The organism is Lacticaseibacillus casei DSM 20011 = JCM 1134 = ATCC 393, assembly GCF_000829055.1.
Classification (GTDB): Bacteria; Bacillota; Bacilli; order Lactobacillales; family Lactobacillaceae; genus Lacticaseibacillus; species Lacticaseibacillus casei.
The window spans coordinates 1,566,492-1,584,510 of sequence record NZ_AP012544.1 but is presented as its reverse complement, the minus strand read 5'-3'; the positions used below and the strand labels follow the sequence as shown (position 1 = coordinate 1,584,510).

The 18,019-nt window shown below is 48.0% G+C and carries 19 protein-coding genes, 1 tRNA gene, 1 pseudogene and 1 other annotated feature; of the genes and pseudogenes, 20 read left to right on the top strand and 1 reads right to left on the bottom strand.

Going from position 1 to position 18,019, the window contains the following annotated elements; genetic code table 11:
• Positions 1–170 precede the first annotated feature (170 nt).
• The 4 genes and pseudogenes from LBCZ_RS07850 (at position 171) to LBCZ_RS07835 (ending at position 6,259) form a co-directional block, all read left to right on the top strand.
• The gene (locus LBCZ_RS07850; protein ID WP_010487965.1) at positions 171–533 is read left to right on the top strand and encodes a MerR family transcriptional regulator; all 363 of its coding nucleotides are present in this window, start codon (positions 171–173) and stop codon (positions 531–533) included.
• Positions 534–551: 18 nt separating this feature from the next.
• Complete coding sequence (gene glnA / locus LBCZ_RS07845) at positions 552–1,892, top strand: type I glutamate--ammonia ligase (RefSeq protein ID WP_039639104.1); 1,341 nt, start codon at positions 552–554, stop codon at positions 1,890–1,892.
• 241 nt (positions 1,893–2,133) lie between these two features.
• Entirely contained in the window at positions 2,134–4,527 is a 2,394-nt protein-coding gene (locus tag LBCZ_RS07840) for a Xaa-Pro dipeptidyl-peptidase (protein ID WP_025012421.1), read from the top strand.
• Between the two features lie 71 nt (positions 4,528–4,598).
• Positions 4,599–6,259, top strand: a pseudogene (locus LBCZ_RS07835) (ATP-binding cassette domain-containing protein).
• A gap of 79 nt (positions 6,260–6,338) precedes the next feature.
• On the opposite strand, the gene LBCZ_RS07830 reads toward LBCZ_RS07835, so the two are convergent.
• Positions 6,339–6,412: transfer RNA gene (locus LBCZ_RS07830), tRNA-Arg, on the bottom strand.
• A gap of 444 nt (positions 6,413–6,856) precedes the next feature.
• Between LBCZ_RS07830 and LBCZ_RS16580 the strand changes: the two genes are divergently transcribed.
• The 16 genes from LBCZ_RS16580 (at position 6,857) to recN (ending at position 17,851) form a co-directional block, all read left to right on the top strand.
• The gene (locus tag LBCZ_RS16580; protein ID WP_010487969.1) at positions 6,857–6,979 is read left to right on the top strand and encodes a hypothetical protein; all 123 of its coding nucleotides are present in this window, start codon (positions 6,857–6,859) and stop codon (positions 6,977–6,979) included.
• Between the two features lie 211 nt (positions 6,980–7,190).
• Complete coding sequence (locus LBCZ_RS07820; protein ID WP_032958366.1) at positions 7,191–7,430, top strand: hypothetical protein; 240 nt, start codon at positions 7,191–7,193, stop codon at positions 7,428–7,430.
• A gap of 193 nt (positions 7,431–7,623) precedes the next feature.
• Positions 7,624–7,692: a sequence feature (ribosomal protein L21 leader region), on the top strand.
• A gap of 30 nt (positions 7,693–7,722) precedes the next feature.
• The gene (gene rplU, locus LBCZ_RS07815; RefSeq protein ID WP_005684402.1) at positions 7,723–8,034 is read left to right on the top strand and encodes a 50S ribosomal protein L21; all 312 of its coding nucleotides are present in this window, start codon (positions 7,723–7,725) and stop codon (positions 8,032–8,034) included.
• Between the two features lie 11 nt (positions 8,035–8,045).
• Positions 8,046–8,396: a ribosomal-processing cysteine protease Prp gene (locus LBCZ_RS07810; RefSeq protein ID WP_010487974.1), complete on the top strand. Its 351-nt coding sequence runs from the start codon at positions 8,046–8,048 to the stop codon at positions 8,394–8,396.
• 18 nt (positions 8,397–8,414) lie between these two features.
• Positions 8,415–8,705: a 50S ribosomal protein L27 gene (rpmA, locus tag LBCZ_RS07805; protein WP_003564659.1), complete on the top strand. Its 291-nt coding sequence runs from the start codon at positions 8,415–8,417 to the stop codon at positions 8,703–8,705.
• Between the two features lie 75 nt (positions 8,706–8,780).
• Positions 8,781–9,848: a M24 family metallopeptidase gene (locus tag LBCZ_RS07800; RefSeq protein ID WP_025012423.1), complete on the top strand. Its 1,068-nt coding sequence runs from the start codon at positions 8,781–8,783 to the stop codon at positions 9,846–9,848.
• An 87-nt stretch (positions 9,849–9,935) separates the two neighbouring features.
• A complete protein-coding gene (gene efp, locus LBCZ_RS07795) occupies positions 9,936–10,499 on the top strand; it encodes an elongation factor P (RefSeq protein ID WP_025012424.1) in 564 nt (187 codons plus the stop codon).
• A 20-nt stretch (positions 10,500–10,519) separates the two neighbouring features.
• Complete coding sequence (locus LBCZ_RS07790; protein ID WP_010487980.1) at positions 10,520–10,975, top strand: Asp23/Gls24 family envelope stress response protein; 456 nt, start codon at positions 10,520–10,522, stop codon at positions 10,973–10,975.
• Position 10,976: 1 nt separating this feature from the next.
• Positions 10,977–11,384 (top strand): transcription antitermination factor NusB, encoded by a 408-nt coding sequence (gene nusB / locus LBCZ_RS07785; protein WP_025012425.1) that lies wholly within the window; start codon positions 10,977–10,979, stop codon positions 11,382–11,384.
• A 122-nt stretch (positions 11,385–11,506) separates the two neighbouring features.
• The gene (gene folD, locus LBCZ_RS07780) at positions 11,507–12,358 is read left to right on the top strand and encodes a bifunctional methylenetetrahydrofolate dehydrogenase/methenyltetrahydrofolate cyclohydrolase FolD (protein ID WP_025012426.1); all 852 of its coding nucleotides are present in this window, start codon (positions 11,507–11,509) and stop codon (positions 12,356–12,358) included.
• On the top strand, positions 12,351–13,700 hold the full coding sequence (xseA, locus tag LBCZ_RS07775) for an exodeoxyribonuclease VII large subunit (protein ID WP_025012427.1): 1,350 nt from the start codon (positions 12,351–12,353) through the stop codon (positions 13,698–13,700). The genes folD and xseA overlap by 8 nt, the downstream gene beginning before the upstream one ends.
• On the top strand, positions 13,693–13,920 hold the full coding sequence (locus LBCZ_RS07770; protein WP_010487989.1) for an exodeoxyribonuclease VII small subunit: 228 nt from the start codon (positions 13,693–13,695) through the stop codon (positions 13,918–13,920). Before xseA ends, LBCZ_RS07770 begins: the two co-directional genes overlap by 8 nt.
• Positions 13,917–14,765, top strand: coding sequence for a polyprenyl synthetase family protein (locus LBCZ_RS07765; protein WP_039639099.1), 849 nt, complete (start codon positions 13,917–13,919; stop codon positions 14,763–14,765). Before LBCZ_RS07770 ends, LBCZ_RS07765 begins: the two co-directional genes overlap by 4 nt.
• The gene (locus tag LBCZ_RS07760; RefSeq protein ID WP_039639097.1) at positions 14,765–15,595 is read left to right on the top strand and encodes a TlyA family RNA methyltransferase; all 831 of its coding nucleotides are present in this window, start codon (positions 14,765–14,767) and stop codon (positions 15,593–15,595) included. Before LBCZ_RS07765 ends, LBCZ_RS07760 begins: the two co-directional genes overlap by 1 nt.
• Before the next feature lie 101 nt (positions 15,596–15,696).
• Entirely contained in the window at positions 15,697–16,149 is a 453-nt protein-coding gene (locus LBCZ_RS07755; protein ID WP_025012428.1) for an arginine repressor, read from the top strand.
• A 4-nt stretch (positions 16,150–16,153) separates the two neighbouring features.
• On the top strand, positions 16,154–17,851 hold the full coding sequence (recN, locus tag LBCZ_RS07750; RefSeq protein WP_025012429.1) for a DNA repair protein RecN: 1,698 nt from the start codon (positions 16,154–16,156) through the stop codon (positions 17,849–17,851).
• The last annotated feature ends 168 nt before the right edge of the window (positions 17,852–18,019 follow it).

The window sequence follows — 18,019 nt, the reverse complement described above, 5'->3', positions numbered from 1 at the left end:
TAGAAAGCGCTTCTTTTTGAATAATTGGCTCAACATATTGGTCTATAACAAGTTGACCGTAAAAATAAAATTTTTTCATTTTTTACGTTAAATGTTAGAAAAGCTTACATGTTGCGTTGACACCGTTTATCTGGTTTGATAAGCTGACATCGTTGTAAAGGAGGATGCCTATGGCTGAGATCGCTGATCTGAGAACGCGATCGGTTTTGCCGATTGGTACAGTTATGTTGTTAACAGACTTGACTGCCCGCCAGATTCGTTACTATGAAGCCCAGGGATTGGTCAAGCCCGAGCGCAATGCCGGCAATCACCGAACTTATTCGCTTAATGACGTTGATGAACTGCTGGAAATCCGCAGTCAGATGGCCGATGGTTTCACGCTGGCTGACGTCAAGCGGTTGAAGCATCCACGTCATCGCGAGGATAGCGATGCCGAAGTTCGCAAAGTGTTGCGCGACGAACTGTTGAATCAGAGTCGACTCAATCAAAGCCCGGATCCGGGTCCTACCATCGGCTTCCGACAATCACACTAAAGATAGGAGTTCACGTATATGGCAAGAAAAGCAATTACCGCTGATGAGATTCGCCAGACAGTTAAGGATGAGAACGTCTTATTCTTGCGCCTGATGTTTACCGACATTAACGGGATCATTAAGAACGTCGAGGTGCCGATTTCCCAGTTGGAAAAGGTGCTTAATAATAAGATTACCTTCGATGGTTCGTCGATTGACGGTTTTGTTCGAATCGAAGAAAGCGATATGCTGCTCTATCCGGATCTTAACACTTGGCTATTGTTCCCGTGGGAGAATGATCACGGTAAGATTGCCCGGCTGATCTGCTCGGTTCATCGTCCAGACAGCACACCTTTTGGCGGCGATCCGCGTAACAATCTGATCCGTGTCGTGAATGAAATGAAAGAAGCCGGCTTCACAGCTTTCAATATCGGCCCTGAACCGGAATTCTTCTTGTTTAAACTTGACGAAAACGGCAATCCGACAACGAAGCTGAATGATCATGGTTCTTACTTCGATTTTGCACCGCTTGATATGGGCGAAAATTGCCGGCGTGATATTGTCCTTGAGTTGGAAAAGATGGGCTTTGAAGTCGAAGCTTCCCACCATGAAGTGGCACCGGGCCAGCATGAAATTGACTTCAAATATGCCGATGCGTTAGACGCTGCCGATAACATTCAAACCTTCAAACTTGTGGTCAAAACCATTGCCCGCAAACATGGCTTATACGCGACATTCATGCCTAAACCACTTCACGGCATCAACGGTAGCGGCATGCACATCAACATGAGCCTTTTCTACGACAAAGGCAATGCTTTCTATGATCCAAATACCGACGATCAGTTGAGTGAAACGGCGATGCATTTCCTTGCTGGCGTTTTGCGCCATGCTTATGCGCTGACCGCGGTTAACAACCCAACCGTCAACTCCTACAAACGACTGGTGCCAGGATTTGAAGCCCCGGTTTATGTGGCTTGGTCCGGCAAAAACCGCTCACCACTGATTCGGGTACCGCAGTCACGGGGATTATCAACCCGCTTGGAGTTACGCTCGGTTGATCCGACTGCCAATCCTTACTTAGCCATTGCAGCAATCCTTCAGGCCGGCCTTGATGGCGTCAAGAACCAGTTGAAGCCGGAAGAAGCGGTAGATCGTAACATTTATCGGATGCAAGACGACGAACGTAAAGCAAATCATATTCAAGACCTCCCATCAACCTTGCACAATGCGTTGAAGGCATTGGCGGCTGATGACGTGGTCAAGGCTGCCCTGGGTGAACATTTGTATCAAAGCTTTATGGATTCGAAGAACCTCGAATGGTCCGCATACCGCCAGCAGGTTTCCGAATGGGAACGGCAACAATACCTGGAATTGTATTAATTCCAGCCACCCGAAAGCTGTTGTTAACCTTTTCCTTGACTAACTGGTAAAAACAGTCAAGCATTCAGTAATTTAAAAAGACTTCAGGCGTGATGGCGTCTGAAGTCTTTTTGCGTTAACAGTGCTTATGAAAAACTCACCGCCATCGTAGGTGCGTTTATGCGGGTTAATAGTTGAAAACGCTAAATGAGATGGCTACACTGAATTTATCACATTTCTCTCATAAAGGACGGCACTGCTCATGAAATTAAACCAATTCGCTCGATTAACCCCTGAATTTAGCCAACAATTAACGGAACTTGCTCGCATCGGCTTGCCGGCAGATTCCCAAGGCCATTTTGCCAATACTGCGGCAGCCTTGTACGCGGCCTTTTTCCCAGAGGCATATCAGCTCGCTGCAAAACAAGATAAATTTGCTCAGATTGCAGTTAATTCGCGACAGAATCTGGCTGAATGGTTGGCATCGGGACCCACGCAGATGACCCGGCGCGACTTTTATAATGTAGCTTTGCAACTGCTGGGGTTCGAAGCCTTTACCGACTTTGACCTGAGTGATCCGTTGGCTTTTATGGCGGCTACAGAGCTGCCAAGTGTTGATCACGATCTGCTTGATACTAGGGATCTGCTTAAGGCTAGCTACTTATTGCTGACGACGCGAACCAAACATTTAGTCAACTTTCTCGATGATTTAGCCAATCGTGGCTTTTTCAAGGATTTTCAGTCGTCGTCAACCCAACCGAAACCTTTATTGTTTAATGGTAAAGTGCAACAGGTTTTCGATGCCCGCCAAGCCATTCGCGAGGTAGTATGGATCGAGTCTGATGTCGATTCGGACCACGATGGGCAGCGCGATCTTTTAGAAGCAAGCATTTATCGACCGAAAGCCACCGAGCAAGGATTGAAGGTTCCGGTTCTATTTACCGCCAATCCTTATTTTCATGGGACCAATGATGTGACGGCTGCGACGCATGTTCCGGAAACGGTTTTGGCAGTCAAGTCACATGGGGCCTCGAAGGCGGAAGTAACGGCTACACCGATTCAAACTGAAGACTTACCGAAACGGGTCGTTACTGGTGAGGCGACGGAAGCAGAGGCCTATGCCGAAGAAAATAGTATGTATGCGTTCAATGATTATTTTCTTGCGCGCGGATTTGCTGTGGTTTACTCAGCGGGAGTCGGGACGCGGTATTCAGACGGCTTTCGGACCATTGGTGGACCTGAGGAAACGGCCGGGGCTGTGGCAGTGATCGAATGGCTGACCGGTAAGCGCCGGGCGTTCACGAACCGTACTGCTGGCGTTGCCATTAAGGCTTGGTGGTCAACCGGCAAAGTTGCGATGACCGGTAAGTCCTACTTAGCTACGCTGGCCATTGCTGCGGCGACGACCGGCGTTGAAGGGTTGAAAACCATCATTGCCGATGCCGGCATTTCTAGCTGGTATGATTATTACCGCGAAAATGGTTTGGTTGTGGCGCCCGGCGGCTTTCAAGGTGAAGACGCTGATGTTTTGGCAGTTGATACGTTTTCCCGGCAGAAATCCGGCGGCGATATGATTCGCATCAAGTCGGCTTGGGAGCGGCATCTTGCTGCGATCACCCGTGATCAGGATCGGACAACCGGCGCGTATACGGCGTGGTGGGATGCGCGTAATTACCGCAAAAATGCCGCCAACGTCAAAGCCGACGTGGTGTTGATTCACGGGCTTAATGACTGGAATGTCAAACCAAAAAATGCGATTCGCTTCTGGCAGGCAATTGCAGATTTGCCGATTCAAAAGAAACTGATTTTACATCAAGGGCAACATGTCTATGTCCACAACGTCCGCTCGCTAGACTTTTTGGACATGATGAACTTGTGGCTGACACATGAACTGCTAGGGGTCGCCAATGATGCTGCGCGAGCTTTGCCGAATGTCATTGTGCAAGATAACGTGACCCCGCAAACCTGGTCAGCCTATACCGATTTTGCTGACCCGGAAGCTGAGCATGTGACAACTGAGTTCAACCTGAAGAATGACTTTGAAGCAGCCACCGATCAGTTTACTGATCATGCCACGGCAACGTTTGAGGCGCAACGTGACACCAGCGCCAGTTTCGAAAAGGCCATTATCACCCCTAACAGTGCGTACGCTAACAGCCGGTTGTGGTTGACTCAGCCAGTGCTTGACCGTGATCGGATTCTGGAAGGCATTCCGCACCTTGAGCTGACGCTGGCAGTTGATGCGCCGACCGGCATTCTCAGTGTTCGGCTCGTGGATCTCGGTGAGGCCAAGCGTTTTGGCGAAACCGCAGCCACCGTTGCGGCCAATGATTTACAGTTAGGTTTTGACTTTAAAACAACTGACATCGTCGAATTCAAGCCGGCTGCTAAAACGACCCCAAGCAAACTGATAACGTTAGGGCATATTAATTTGCAAAATCCTAAAAACGCCTACGAAGTGCAGCAGATCACACCGGGACAGTTTTTTCACGTGAGTCTGGATCTGCAACCGACGCACTATCACTCACCGACCGGCCGGCAGCTTGCCTTGATCATCCATGGTGCCGATATGGCGCAAACCATTCGCCCGACAAAAACCACGCATTATCAGGTTGACTTGGCGAAAAGTACTCTAACATTGCCATTCCGACTTTAAAAAATATCGTCCACGGTTGAAGACAACATCGTCATAAGTTTACGCCGTCTCGGGAAAAGGACGTGAAGTGGATGGTTCATCAAGAACGTCAGATTAATTTACGTTGGGTTATTCGACAGTTGCCGCTGACTTTAATAGTGGTGCTATTTTTACTGAGCCTGACAAGCACTTTGGAGCCAATTTTAAATGGCGTGGTTTTCGGTCAGCTGGTCAATATTGACTTCAGCAATCTTGACGCTGTGGGCGTTATGTGTCATTAGCTGCAGCTGCCTATCTCGTTACCTATACATCGTTGTATCTGTTTTTTCGCGCCCAGCAGCGGGCCGTCCGGGTATTGAATCAGGCACTCAAAACCGCGTATTTTACTGCTTCAGTCGCGCATGCAGGCACTGACGTCACGGAAGTTTCTGACACGATCAATGATGTGACCGGCGTTGCGAAACAAATTGAACAAGCCTACTTTGTCGGACTTATCAACATGCTGCAACAAGTGATTGGCTTGATCATCGCTGTGGCTTTTATCCTGAAAACCAATGTCGTGTTAAGTTTGGTCTATGTGTTATTTTCTGCATTGTCACTGCTTCCGAGTCACTTTGGCAGAAAGAGCCTGGCAAAAAAGTCGAACATTTGGGCTAATACCAATGCCGGTTTGGTCTTGAGTATGAAAGACATTTTTCAAGGCCGAATGGAAATCTTTAATTTTAAAGCCTGGCCGGTCTTCTTCACCCGATTTAAGCAGCACCTGAGCCAAGAAGAACGCGACTATGAGCGAATGAATAACTTCCAATATTTATTCCAATATGTGTCTTGGCTATTTGCCATTGCGGCTTTTTTGCTACCACTTTTTATTGGCCTCCTCTTGATGGCCAAAGGATTGTTTGGTGTGACGACCAGCGTCGTTTTGACACTGACAATGACGGCAGATTCTGTTGTAGGCGGCGCTCGCAGTTTGAGCAAATGGCAAAGCCAAATTGTTAGCACGAGTCAGCTGCGCGTGTTACCGGCGGCTGGTAAATTTGAAATATCCAAGGTTGATGATGGGGAGCCAAAGCCTGAAGTGCTGGAAGGTCAGCTTGAGATCAGCGATCTAACCGTGGTGCGCGATCAGCATTTAATTTTGAGTGATGTCAATATCCGACTTGAACCGGGAAGCAAAGTCATTGTGACCGGTCCTTCTGGAATAGGTAAGACAACCCTTCTAAAAGCCATCACCGGTCAAGTGACATCTCAAGGTGCGATTCGTTTTGCCGGTCAGCCGCTGCATGCTGGTGATTTTGTTTTGGTGTCACAAAATGTCTGGTTGTTTAATGGTACATTGCGGGATAATATCACGTTATATCAGGCCTACGATGATGCCGCGGTTTTGGCAGTTTTGCGGTTGGTGGGCCTTGATCAGGAATTGGGTGAGCATGTGCTTGATTTCAAAATTGTTGATAACGGCAGTAATCTATCAGGTGGGCAAGCGCAGCGCATTGCGATTGCGCGTGGATTGTTGCGCAAGAGTCCTATCTTTTTACTTGATGAGATTTCTTCAAGCCTTGATCAGGTCAATGCTGATAAAATTCATCGCATCATCTACACGTTACCCGCAACGGTCATTGAAGTCGCGCATCATTATCAGGAAGCCTTGGCGCAAGCATATGGCGTAAAGATTTACGAAATGGTTGATCACCGGTTGCAATTAAAAAATGAGGCCTCCAGGGAAGTTGCTACTGGCACAGAAGCTATTTAAGGACAGGATTTAGGTAAACTTTGGTAACACAAAAAGCCCGAAACATCGGGCTTTTTGAGGACAAACTGCTTACTTTAAGTGTGCCAGCCGGGATTTGAACCCGGGACAAACGGTTTAGAAAACCGTTGCTCTATCCAGCTGAGCTACTGGCACAAATCGTTATTAAGTATACGAGAAGCGCGGGTAGGCGTCAACGGAATGTTGAGGAACTTGAACTTTGTGAGGGTGTGTAAAAGGTTTTAAGGATGTGGAAGGGACGCTACAGCTCTTGTAGTTAGGCAATCGGGCTTTGAAACGCGATCACTGGCGCAGAAGTCTGCGTGTAAGAACCTTGGGGGCAATGGCCTAAGCCAGGTCATAGAGGAGTAAGGGTTGTAGGGCAATCCGGCTTTGAAACGCGTTCGCAGTCGCAGAAATCTCTGTGTAAGGACCTCAAGCCTAAATGGCCAAAGCCCAGCCATTTAGGCTTGAGGCCACTTACACTCCGATTTCTAAGCGCTCCTGCTCACGCTCTTGACTTCCTAACAATAAGTGAGTAACATACACTCAATCGCTACCGAAGGCCATTCACATTTTTTTAAGAATGGAGGGATTCTGATGGGATATCGAATCCAATTGAACATGAAGACGCAAGAATTTATCGCGATTGATCCGCACAATGCTAAGCACATTGGTAAGGGCGAGACAATTGAAAAAGCGTTGCAACAACTGAAGAAATAATGTCTTGCTGCTGGTAGACTTACTACCAGCGGCTTTCTTTTTTGCCAAAGGACTAGTGCCATGGAGACTTTTTATGCTATATTAGGTTCCTTGGCAGGGGCAGGCTCAGATTTTTTCTGGGCCTTTTTCTTTGTCTCGAAGTCGCTGATTAAAACGTTTCCTTGTTGAAACTGTTTGGCTTGGCTATAATTCCATCCAGGGGGTGGCACTGATCATCATTTTGCTGAACATCTTCATTTTACTGGTTACCGCTGCATTGCTAATAACGGTAACCACCCAACTCAGAAAACCGATTAATTGGATTGTTGATGGCATTTTATATGTGGCCTTACTGCTGATTAATGCAGCGTTTGGCGGCTGGTTGACGTTCTTTACCTTGATTTATGCGCTTTATATGCCCGCGGTCATCATCGGCGTTTGGTTGTATCGCCAGCAACACTTGCCGCAATAAGAATGCTGCGCTCTTAAGTCTGCAACTTAATCTGACCATTTAATTGGCGTCAAGCCGAGTTGAAAAACAATTGCGGGTTTGGAACAATCAAAAAGCTGTTATCGTCGGCGATCAACAAAAAGCTGCTATTATCGGCGATGTGCTTGCAACTTGGTGTGCTGTCTGGTAATATTAGTCCGTTGTATTTGGCACCCCTCCTATGCAACCGCACATCGTTAGGTTTTAAGCGTAAGCACCTAACTTGGCGAGTCTTCAGGGGAAAAGCCGAGAGGCAAAACAGGAGGTGCACACAGTGTACGCAATTATCAAAACAGGCGGCAAGCAGTATAAAGCTGAAGTCGGTGAAGCCATCTATGTTGAAAAACTTGATGCCGAAGAAGGCAAGCAAGTTACTTTTGACGAAGTGATTATGGTTGCTGGTGAAGGTGATGCCAAGATTGGCACGCCAACTGTAGCCGGCGCAACCGTGACTGGCAAGGTCGAAAAACAAGGGCGCGAGAAAAAGGTTGTTACTTACAAGTACAAGCCTAAGAAGCACTCTCATCAAAAGAAGGGCCATCGTCAGCCATACACGAAAGTCGTTATCGACGCGATTAACGCATAAGAGGTCAGTTTATGATCAAGGCAATTTTTCATCGCGATGAGCATGGCGATATCGTCAGTTTCGAACTGAGTGGCCATGCCGATGCCGGTAAAACCGGCAAGGATATCGTCTGTGCTGCTGTTTCGGCTGTGAGTATCGGCGCCGTCAATGGTGTTGAAGCGCTGGCGGGTTTTAAGCCTGACGTTGATGCGGATGAGGTCCATGGCGGCCATCTGCAAATGACGCTCAAGTCGGCAATCACTGGCGAACAGTTGCACATTAGTCAGATTTTGTTGGAAAATTTATTGCTTGAATTACAAAGCATCCAAGATCAATATCCTGATCGCATTTTGATTACGACAAAACAATTAAAACAAAATTAATTCTCGGAGGTGTACGTTATGTTAAAGATGAATCTGCAATTCTTCTCTCACCATAAAGGTGGCGGTTCAACATCTAACGGCCGTAATTCTGCAGGCCGGCGTTTAGGTAGCAAGCGCGCCGATGGTCAGTTCGTTAAGGCAGGCAACATCTTGTATCGCCAGCGCGGTACCAAGATCCATCCTGGTGAAAACGTTGGCCGCGGCGGCGACGATACCTTGTTTGCGACTGCTGACGGCGTTGTCAAGTTTGAACGCTTCGGCCGTGACAAGAAGAAGGTTTCAGTTTATCCGGCAGCAGCTGCTGAATAAATATTGATGACGTCCCGGTAATCGGGGCGTCTTTTTTTCAAAATTTTAAAATGACGTCAATAAGGAGTGGTTTGGATGGATCGAATGACAGCATTACAGGCGCGGATTCTGGACAAGAAATTAGATGGCTTTTTTGTTACCGATGCCACCAACGTTACTTATTTGACAGGTTTTACCGGTGAAGAAAGCGCCTTGCTGGTGACGCCGGAGAAAGCTTATTTTATAACGGATTCCCGGTTTACCGAGCAGTTTAAGCAAGAGGTACATAATGCCAAGTTGGTGTTGCATCAGGATGGGTTGTTTAAAACGGCAGGTGATTTAGCCAACCAATTGCAGTTGACCCGCATTGGTTTTGAAGCCGTTCACCTGAATTATGCCGATTATGAAGCCTTTGATCTTTTAACACAAGGAACACTGGTGCCAACCCGTGACTTTGTTGAAACCCAACGCGAAGTCAAAGACGATGAGGAACTGGCCTTGATCAAAAAGGCGGTTGCCATTGCCGAAAAGGGTTACCAGCATGTTCTTGATACGATCAAACCTGGCATGCGGGAAATTGATATCGCCAATGATTTGGACTTTTTCATGCGGCAACTTGGTGCCAGCAATGTCTCGTTTGAAACAATCGTAGCTTCCGGTACGCGTTCGGCAATGCCACATGGTTCCGCAACGGAAAAGAAGATTGCCAAAGGGGATATTGTGACCCTCGATTGGGGATGCATCTATCACGGCTACATGTCCGATTTGACGCGGACATTTGCAGTCGGGGAACCGGATGCCAAGCTTAAGACGATTTACCAAATTGTTTATGTGACGAATCAGAAAGTCCAGCAAGCTTTGAAGCCTGGTGTCATGGGCCGGACGATTAATGACTTGGCGCATAACGCAATTAATGACGCTGGCTATGGTCAATATTTTGGCCATGGTACCGGACACGGCATTGGCTTGTCGATTCATGAAGGCCCTGGTGCCTGGGGTCCTTATCTCGATGTGCCAGCCGCAAAAGGCAATGTCGTGACCGATGAACCCGGCATCTATGTTCCGGATCTTGGCGGTGTCCGAATCGAAGACGATTTGGTCGTGACAGCAGACGGTAATCAAAGTCTTAGTCAACCCGCACCAGCTGAGTTACTGGTACTGTGAGGCCGTCCACGTGGCATGGCTGTTGCAAGCATCTTCACCGCTTGCTAGAATAGATTTAGCTTACAACTGAATGTATGGAGGAAGTTCATGATATCTGTTAATGATTTTAAGAATGGTTTGACGATTGAGGTCGACGGTGACCTGTGGCGAATCGTTGAGTTTCAACACGTTAAGCCAGGCAAGGGTTCGGCATTTGTTCGTTCAACCTTGAAGAACCTGCGCACGGGTGCGGTACAGGAAAAAACGTTCCGATCAACTGAAAAGGTTGAAAAAGCGCAGATCGACAGTAAAAACATGCAGTACCTTTATGCCGATGGCGATAATTACGTCTTCATGGACACTGATACTTACGATCAACTGACACTTCCTGGCGATGAGATTCGCGACCAGTTGAATTATTTAAAAGAAAACATGAATGTTAAAATTATCATGCACGGCAATGAAACCCTGGGTATTGAGTTGCCGAAAACCGTTGACTTAACGGTTAAGGAAACCGAGCCAAGCATTCGCGGTAATACCAGCAGCGGCGGTTCAAAACCAGCCACCATGGAAACCGGACTAGTCGTTCAAGTGCCGTTTTTCATCAACACTGACGATGTACTGACGATTAACACGGATGATGGTACTTACATTTCACGTGCCAATAATTAAGGCTTAGGAGGGTTCTCGCGATGGCTGAAGAAACCAATATCATATTAGCAAATCGGACGGATGCCCAAGGGACCATTGAAATTGTTCCTGAAGTTTTGGAAGTCATTTTGGGCATTGCTGCGAGTCAGGTAGACGGTGTCTATCAAATGCGCGGTACATTAGGCTCTTCAATTAACGCCTGGTTTGGCCGTGCCAACCACGGTAAAGGCGTTAGTGTGACAGTTGCCGATGATAAGATTACGGCTGATGTCTACGTTTATCTGGATTATGGTGTCTCCGTTCCGAAAGTGGCTTTGGCCATGCAAGAACAGCTACGTGAACAGTTACTCTTTATGACGGATTTGACGTTAAGCGAAGTGAATGTGCATGTCGTTGGCGTCATCCCTGAAAAGACGGAAAAAGTCAATCCGGATGATCTGTTTAAAGATGACGACACTGATGAACCATCGACAACGAGCAGCAAGGATGACGATTAACATGGAATCACGACACGCGATCCGTGAAGCTGCCTTTCGAGCGCTTTTTGCGTTGGCAACGAATCCGGAAGCAGATAAAAGCGCCGTATACGCAGAAGTTTTACCTAAAGATACTGAAGTGCCGCCTTATTTAAGTGAATTGGTGGAAGGCGTCTTGACGCATCAGGAGGCGTTGGATGCTGCCTTAACCCCGCAGCTTAAAAAGGGGTGGACGCTGAGTCGTTTGCCCAAACCGGATTTAATGATTCTGCGCTTGGGCTTGTATGAAATTCGCTATGAAGAAGCGATGCCGGAAGCTGCGGCAATTAATGAAGCCATCAATTTGGCCAAACGTTACAGCGATGACCAATCTGCTAAGTTTGTCAATGGCATTTTGGCTAATTTTATTGAAGCATCGCCGAAAGCGTAAGTTAACCGGTCAAAGACAATTACTTTGGCCGGTTTTTGCTTTATACCGGTACTTGACGCGATCGAGGAACCGAACATTGGTTGTTATATCAGACAATGCTAATCAAATGGGGAGTGGTTTTTGTGGCAACGCGATTGGATGGCAAGGTAGTTTCAAAACGCATTCTTAGTGAACTTCAACAGACAGTGACTGGTTTGGCGCAACAAGGTGTGACGCCAACACTTGCAGTCATTTTAGTGGGATCGGATCCGGCCAGCCAGGTTTATGTGCGTAACAAACAACGGCGCGCGGAGGAAATCGGGGTTCGTCCCTTAATGTTTAAGTTGCCAGAAGAAACCTCTCAGAAAACCTTATTGGCAAAGGTAGCTGAATTGAATCAAGATCCCGATGTGGATGGCATTCTGGTCCAGCTGCCATTGCCCAAGCAACTGGATGAACGGGTCGTGATTAATGCGATCGATCCCGATAAAGACGTGGATGGCTTTAGCCCGGTGAGTGTGGGCCGCTTGTGGACCAATGAACCGACTGTTGTGGCTTCGACCCCTTATGGCATTATGGCGCTGTTAGATGCCTATCAGATTGATGTCACCGGTAAGCGGGTGGTCATTGTTGGCCGCTCGAACATTGTGGGTCGGCCGCTCGCTGGTTTGATGGTGAACCATGATGCGACGGTGACCATTGCCCACAGTAAAACCCGTGACCTTAAAGCGTTGACCCGTGAAGCGGATATTTTGGTTGTTGCGATTGGCGTGCCGCATTTTATTGGCGCCGATGCGGTTAAACCCGGGGCAACGGTTATTGATGTCGGTATTTCGCGCGGAGCTGATGGGAAACTGCACGGCGATGTCGATGCTGATGCGGTTGAGCCTGTTGCCGGTGCTTTAACACCGGTACCGGGTGGCGTTGGTCCGATGACAATTGCCTCACTCATGGCCCAAACAGTTGAACTGGCGAAGAGGCGATTGCATGGTTGATACCGACCAGTACTTAAGTGTCACCGCACTAACCCAATATTTAAAACGTAAATTCGATGCCGATCCTTATCTGGCCAAGGTTTATTTAACCGGTGAAATTTCTAATTATCGCAAACGGGTAGGCAATCAATATTTTTCCCTCAAGGATGATCACGCTAAGATCGGTGCGTTGATGTTCCGCAATGCTTTTAGCAAGTTGCAATTCAATCTTGAAGAAGGCATGAAGGTTCTGGCAGTTGGCCGCGTTAGTCTGTATGAACCAAGTGGTGAATACCGGCTGATTGTGGAACGGTTGGAACCGGACGGCGTTGGCGCACTCTACCAAGCCTTTGAGCAGTTAAAGAAAAAGCTGGCTAGCGAAGGGTTATTTGATCGCAATAAACGTCCGTTGCCGTTGTTTCCTAAACGCGTGGCGGTTGTGACCAGTCCCAGCGGTGCGGTGATTCAGGATATCATGACCACTGTGGTGCGCCGTTATCCGATTCTACAGCTGACTCTTTTTCCGGCGGTTGTCCAAGGGGATCAGGCGGCGGATTCGATTGTCAAACAGTTGAACCGCATTAAGGCCATGTCAGACTTTGATGCCGTCATTATCGGCCGCGGCGGCGGTTCGATTGAAGACCTGTGGCCGTTTAACGAAGAGAAAGTGGCGCGGGCTTTAGTCGACATGCCCATCCCGATTGTGAGTTCGGTCGGACATGAAACCGATACAACCATTACGGATTTCATTGCCGATCGGCGGGCGGCGACGCCAACGGCTGCTGCGGAAATCGTAACGCCGGTGACGCTGGTAGACGCACTTAATCGCATCTCGGAAGATCGTGTGCGTCTGGTCAATGCGATGCACAACCGACTCAAAAATGCTGCCAGCCGACTACAGCGCTCTGCAGAAAGCGTCGTCTTAACCCAGCCTGATCGTTTGTACGACCAATACGTGCAACGCGTCGATCAATTGCGGCAGCGGCTTAATCAAAGCATGGTCAATCAATTGCGCGAAAATGACCATCGTCTGGCCATGGCGACGCAGCAACTTGATGGGCGGCAATTACTGATAAAAGTCGTGAACCTCAAACGGCGACTGCTCGATGATCAACACCGTCTAGATCGGGCAGTCATCAGTGTTGTAAAGGCTAAGCGTCAAGCGGTGGCCAATGCGGCGCTTGGACTGGACCATTTGAGCCCATTGAAGATACTGGGCCGAGGATTTGCCTATGTAACGGATGACACCGGGCAGATGCTCAAAAAGACAGATGACTATGCGGTCGGTGCCGACATTCACATTCATGTTGCGGATGGTCAAATTGGCGCTCATGTGACAACAAAGGAGAAGAATCATGGCTGAACCTACGTTTGAAGAAAAACTTGCCCAACTTGAAGCAATTGTCAATCAACTGGAGCAAGGCGATGTACCACTTGAAAAAGCTTTGGATCAATTTAAAGCTGGCGTGAAATTGAGTCAGGAACTCGAAAAAACATTGAAGTCAGCCGAAAAGACGGTGACAGAAATGGTGAGTGACGATGGCACTACCCAACCTTTTCAACCTAAAGAAGGCCAACAATGAATCCGATCTTAAGTCAATGGCGGACAGCCGTTGAACATACATTAGATGAAACATTGGCAAAGGTGCCTAACCCGCATTTGCGTGCAGCGATGGCTTACTCCGTCGATGCAGGTGGGAAACGATTGCGCCCGCTACTGTTATTGAGCGTGGTTGCTATGTATGATGGTGTGGTTGCTGAAGCACTGCCTGCTGCCGCCTCGCTTGAATTTGTGCATACTTATTCACTGATTCATGACGATTTACCCGCGATGGATAATGATGATCTGCGCCGCGGCAAACCGACGAATCACAAGCAGTTTGGCGAAGCGTTGGCGATCTTGGCGGGTGACGCACTTTTAACCGATGCCTTTGCCTTATTGAGTCAACATTATCCGGATAAAGGCGCTGCGTTGATTCAGATTCTTGCTGAAGCGGCTGGTAGTTCTGGGATGGTTGAAGGCCAGGTACTGGATATGGATGGTGAGCGGGTCCACTATGATCTGGCGACACTGAAGCACATGCACCAAGCTAAAACCGGTGCCTTGATTCAAGCCGCAGTGGCGATGGGCACCGTATTCGTAACGATCCCCGAAGCTGATCAGGCGGCCTTGGCAGATTTTGCGGCTGCTTTTGGTCTCGGTTTTCAGATCAAGGATGATATTAACGATGTCACCAAAACAACTGCCGAGTTAGGCAAAACAGCGGATAAGGACGTTGCCGAACATAAAAACACCTTCCCCGAGCTACTTGGACTAAAAGGTGCCGAGCAGGCGTTGGTAACTCAAATTCAGCAAGCTGATGCAGCGTTAAAGAGCTTAACCGTCGATGCGGCGACGCTACAATCGATTTTGGCGGTGTTGAAATAATGGAAAAAGTCAAAAAAGAACGGGTCGATGTCCTGCTGGTTGAGCAAGGGCTGTTCGAATCGCGTGAACAGGCCAAACGTTCAGTCATGGCCGGTGAAGTGTATGATCAGAACAACCAACGCTTAGATAAGCCAGGCGTTAAGATCCCAGGCGATGCGATTTTGCACGTGAAAGGTAAAAAAATGCCGTATGTCAGCCGCGGCGGACTTAAACTGGCAAAAGCCTTGAAATCGTTTCACCTTGATTTAACCGGCAAAACGGTTTTGGATATCGGTGCATCAACGGGCGGTTTCACTGACGTTGCGTTACAAAACGGTGCCAAGATGAGCTATGCCTTGGATGTCGGCTATAATCAGTTGGCGTGGAAATTACGCGAAGATCCGCGGGTCAAAGTGATGGAACGCGTGAATTTTCGCTACAGCAAACCAGAAGATTTTACTGACGGCTCGGTTGAATTTGCGATGACGGATGTTAGCTTTATCTCATTGAAATTGATTTTACCGCCACTAAAAGCAATTCTGATCCCCAATGGCCATGCGGTTGCGTTAATTAAGCCGCAGTTTGAAGCAGGTCCAGCCCATGTTGGCAAGCACGGTATTGTCCGTGATCCCCAGGTCCATCGCGATGTTTTAAAAATGATTGTCGATTTTGCCAGTGCGACTGGTTACAACGTTTTGGGATTAGACTATAGCCCGATTAAAGGCGGCGAAGGCAATATTGAATTTTTAATTCATTTACAAAATGCCGAGCAAACGCCGGGCAAGGTCGCGCCCACTGTGGATATTGAGGCAACATTGAAGGCTGCTTATGCCGAGTTAAAACGCCCTTAATGTATATTTATGCAAAACCGTGGCAACCCTGCAATGCATGCGCTATGCTAGAGCTAAAGCATTCGAGCTACTGGGATGCCATTTTTGATAGAGGTGAGCATATGCGCAAGCGTGAACGACAAGCAATCATTCAGCGGTTAATTCGGGATGAACCCATTGAGCGGCAAGAAGACTTGGTGGCGCGCCTGAACGACCTGAACATTCCGGTAACCCAAGCAACCATTTCACGCGACATCAAAGAAATGCAGTTGATTAAAGTGCCGGCAGGGGAAGGCCACTATCGCTACAGTATGCCAGTTGAAAAGCAGCTTCCGGCAACTGACAAATTGAAGCGGACGCTTGTTACAGCGATGAAGTGGGGCGAGGCCATGGATAACTTTGTCCATTTAGCGTTGTTACCGGGAACGGCGGCGGCAGTTGAAACGTTAATTGAGCAGTTGGATGATCAGCGGATTTTTGCAACGATTAGTGGTGATGCATCGATTTTGATTATTTGTCGGTCGGCGCAATATGCGTCAGCAGTGTTGTCTGAACTTGAGGCAATGGTGGGGTGAAGCGATGTTACAAGAGTTAGCAATTCATGATTTTGCCATCATTGACAACCTGGCGCTGAGCTTTCAGCCGGGGATGACGGCGCTCACAGGAGAAACCGGTGCCGGGAAGTCAATCATTATTGATGCAGTCGGTCTGCTAGCCGGTGGGCGCGGATCAGTGGACTTCATTCGGACCGGTACCGCCAAAGCCAGCTTGGAGGGCTTGTTTGATGCACAAGCTAATCCGGCTACTGAAGCCAAATTGCAGGCATACGGGGTCATGGATCCGGATCAAAAAGACACGGTCTTATTACAGCGGGAATTATTCCGCAGTGGGCGTAATGTTTGCCGCGTCAATGGACATTTGGTGAATACTGCCACGTTAAAAGCTATCGGCGAGACGCTGGTCGACATTCATGGTCAAAACGAACATCAGCAGTTAATGCATTCCGAAACGCACTTAGGTTTGTTGGATGCCTTTGCCGGTGATGATTTGCTGAAAATTCGGCAACAGTATGCTGAGGTTTATCACAATTACCAACACACCTTACAGGCCGTTAAGCAAAAACAGGCAAACGAACAGGAATGGGCACAACGGCTGGATATGCTGAAATTCCAGGTTAATGAAATTCAAAGTGCAGATCTGCATCCGCATGAAGATACGGATTTAAGTACCGAGCGAGAACGCTTGGCCAATTTTCAAAAAATTAATTCAGCGTTACAGGAGAGTTATGCATTGCTAAGCGACGAAGAGGTTAATGCGCTTGACCAAATCGGCCAGGCCATGTCGAGTATGCAAAGCATTGCGGATTTGGATCCTGATTTTGCGGCCATCGCCGATAATCTGCAAAGTGCCTATTACAGTTTGCAGGATGTCCAAAATGACTTATCTAACGAGCTTGATGATCAGGAATTTGATGAGGGTCGGCTTGATGAAGTTGAAAAGCGTCTAGATTTATTTAATCAGCTCAAACGTAAATATGGTGAAACGCTTGACGAAGTGATTGCCTATGGTAAGCGCGCGGCCGCAGAATTAAGTCAGATGGAGCAAGCCGAAACTTCGGTCGAAGATCTGGACAGTACCTTAAAGGAATCCCGCGCGCAGTTGCAAAAGCTGGGGTCAGCTTTGTCCAAGCGGCGGCATGCGGCGGCCAAACAACTGACCAAAGCGATTCATGAACAGCTAGCATCGCTATACATGGATAAAACAGTCTTCTCGGTTCATTTCACGAAGGCCAAAGATTTTCGGCCAGATGGTTTGGACGAAGCGGTTTTCTATATCCAGACAAACCCAGGTGAAGAAGCAAAACCGCTGGCTAAAATTGCCTCAGGTGGCGAACTGTCGCGCTTGATGCTGGCAATGAAAACGATTTTTGCCCGATCCGAAGGTGTGACAGCCATTATCTTTGATGAAGTTGACACCGGGGTATCCGGTCGAGTTGCCCAGGCAATTGCCAATAAAATCAGCCTCATTGCCAAATCTTCGCAGGTTCTTTGCATCACGCACCTACCGCAAGTCGCTGCCATGGCGGATCACGAGTATGTGATCAATAAAAACGTCCATGACGGGCGAACCACCACGCAAGTTAACAAACTAACGGCTAAAGCACGGGTCGATGAAATTGCCCGTATGCTGGCTGGTGAAAAGATCACTAAACTAACGGTCGAACACGCCGAAGAGTTGTTGAAAATGGCCGATGAGTTCAAACACGGTCGGACATGATCTCGTTTGGCGTCCAGGCTTAGCCATTAAGTGATGTACATTTACGGAACTGAATAGCAAAAAATCGCTCGCAAGACATAATCTTTGTCTTTGCGAGCGATTTTAATTTAAATGTATCACCGGCTTCAGTGCGGCAAACATGTGATGTTAGCCTAATGATGCGACTTA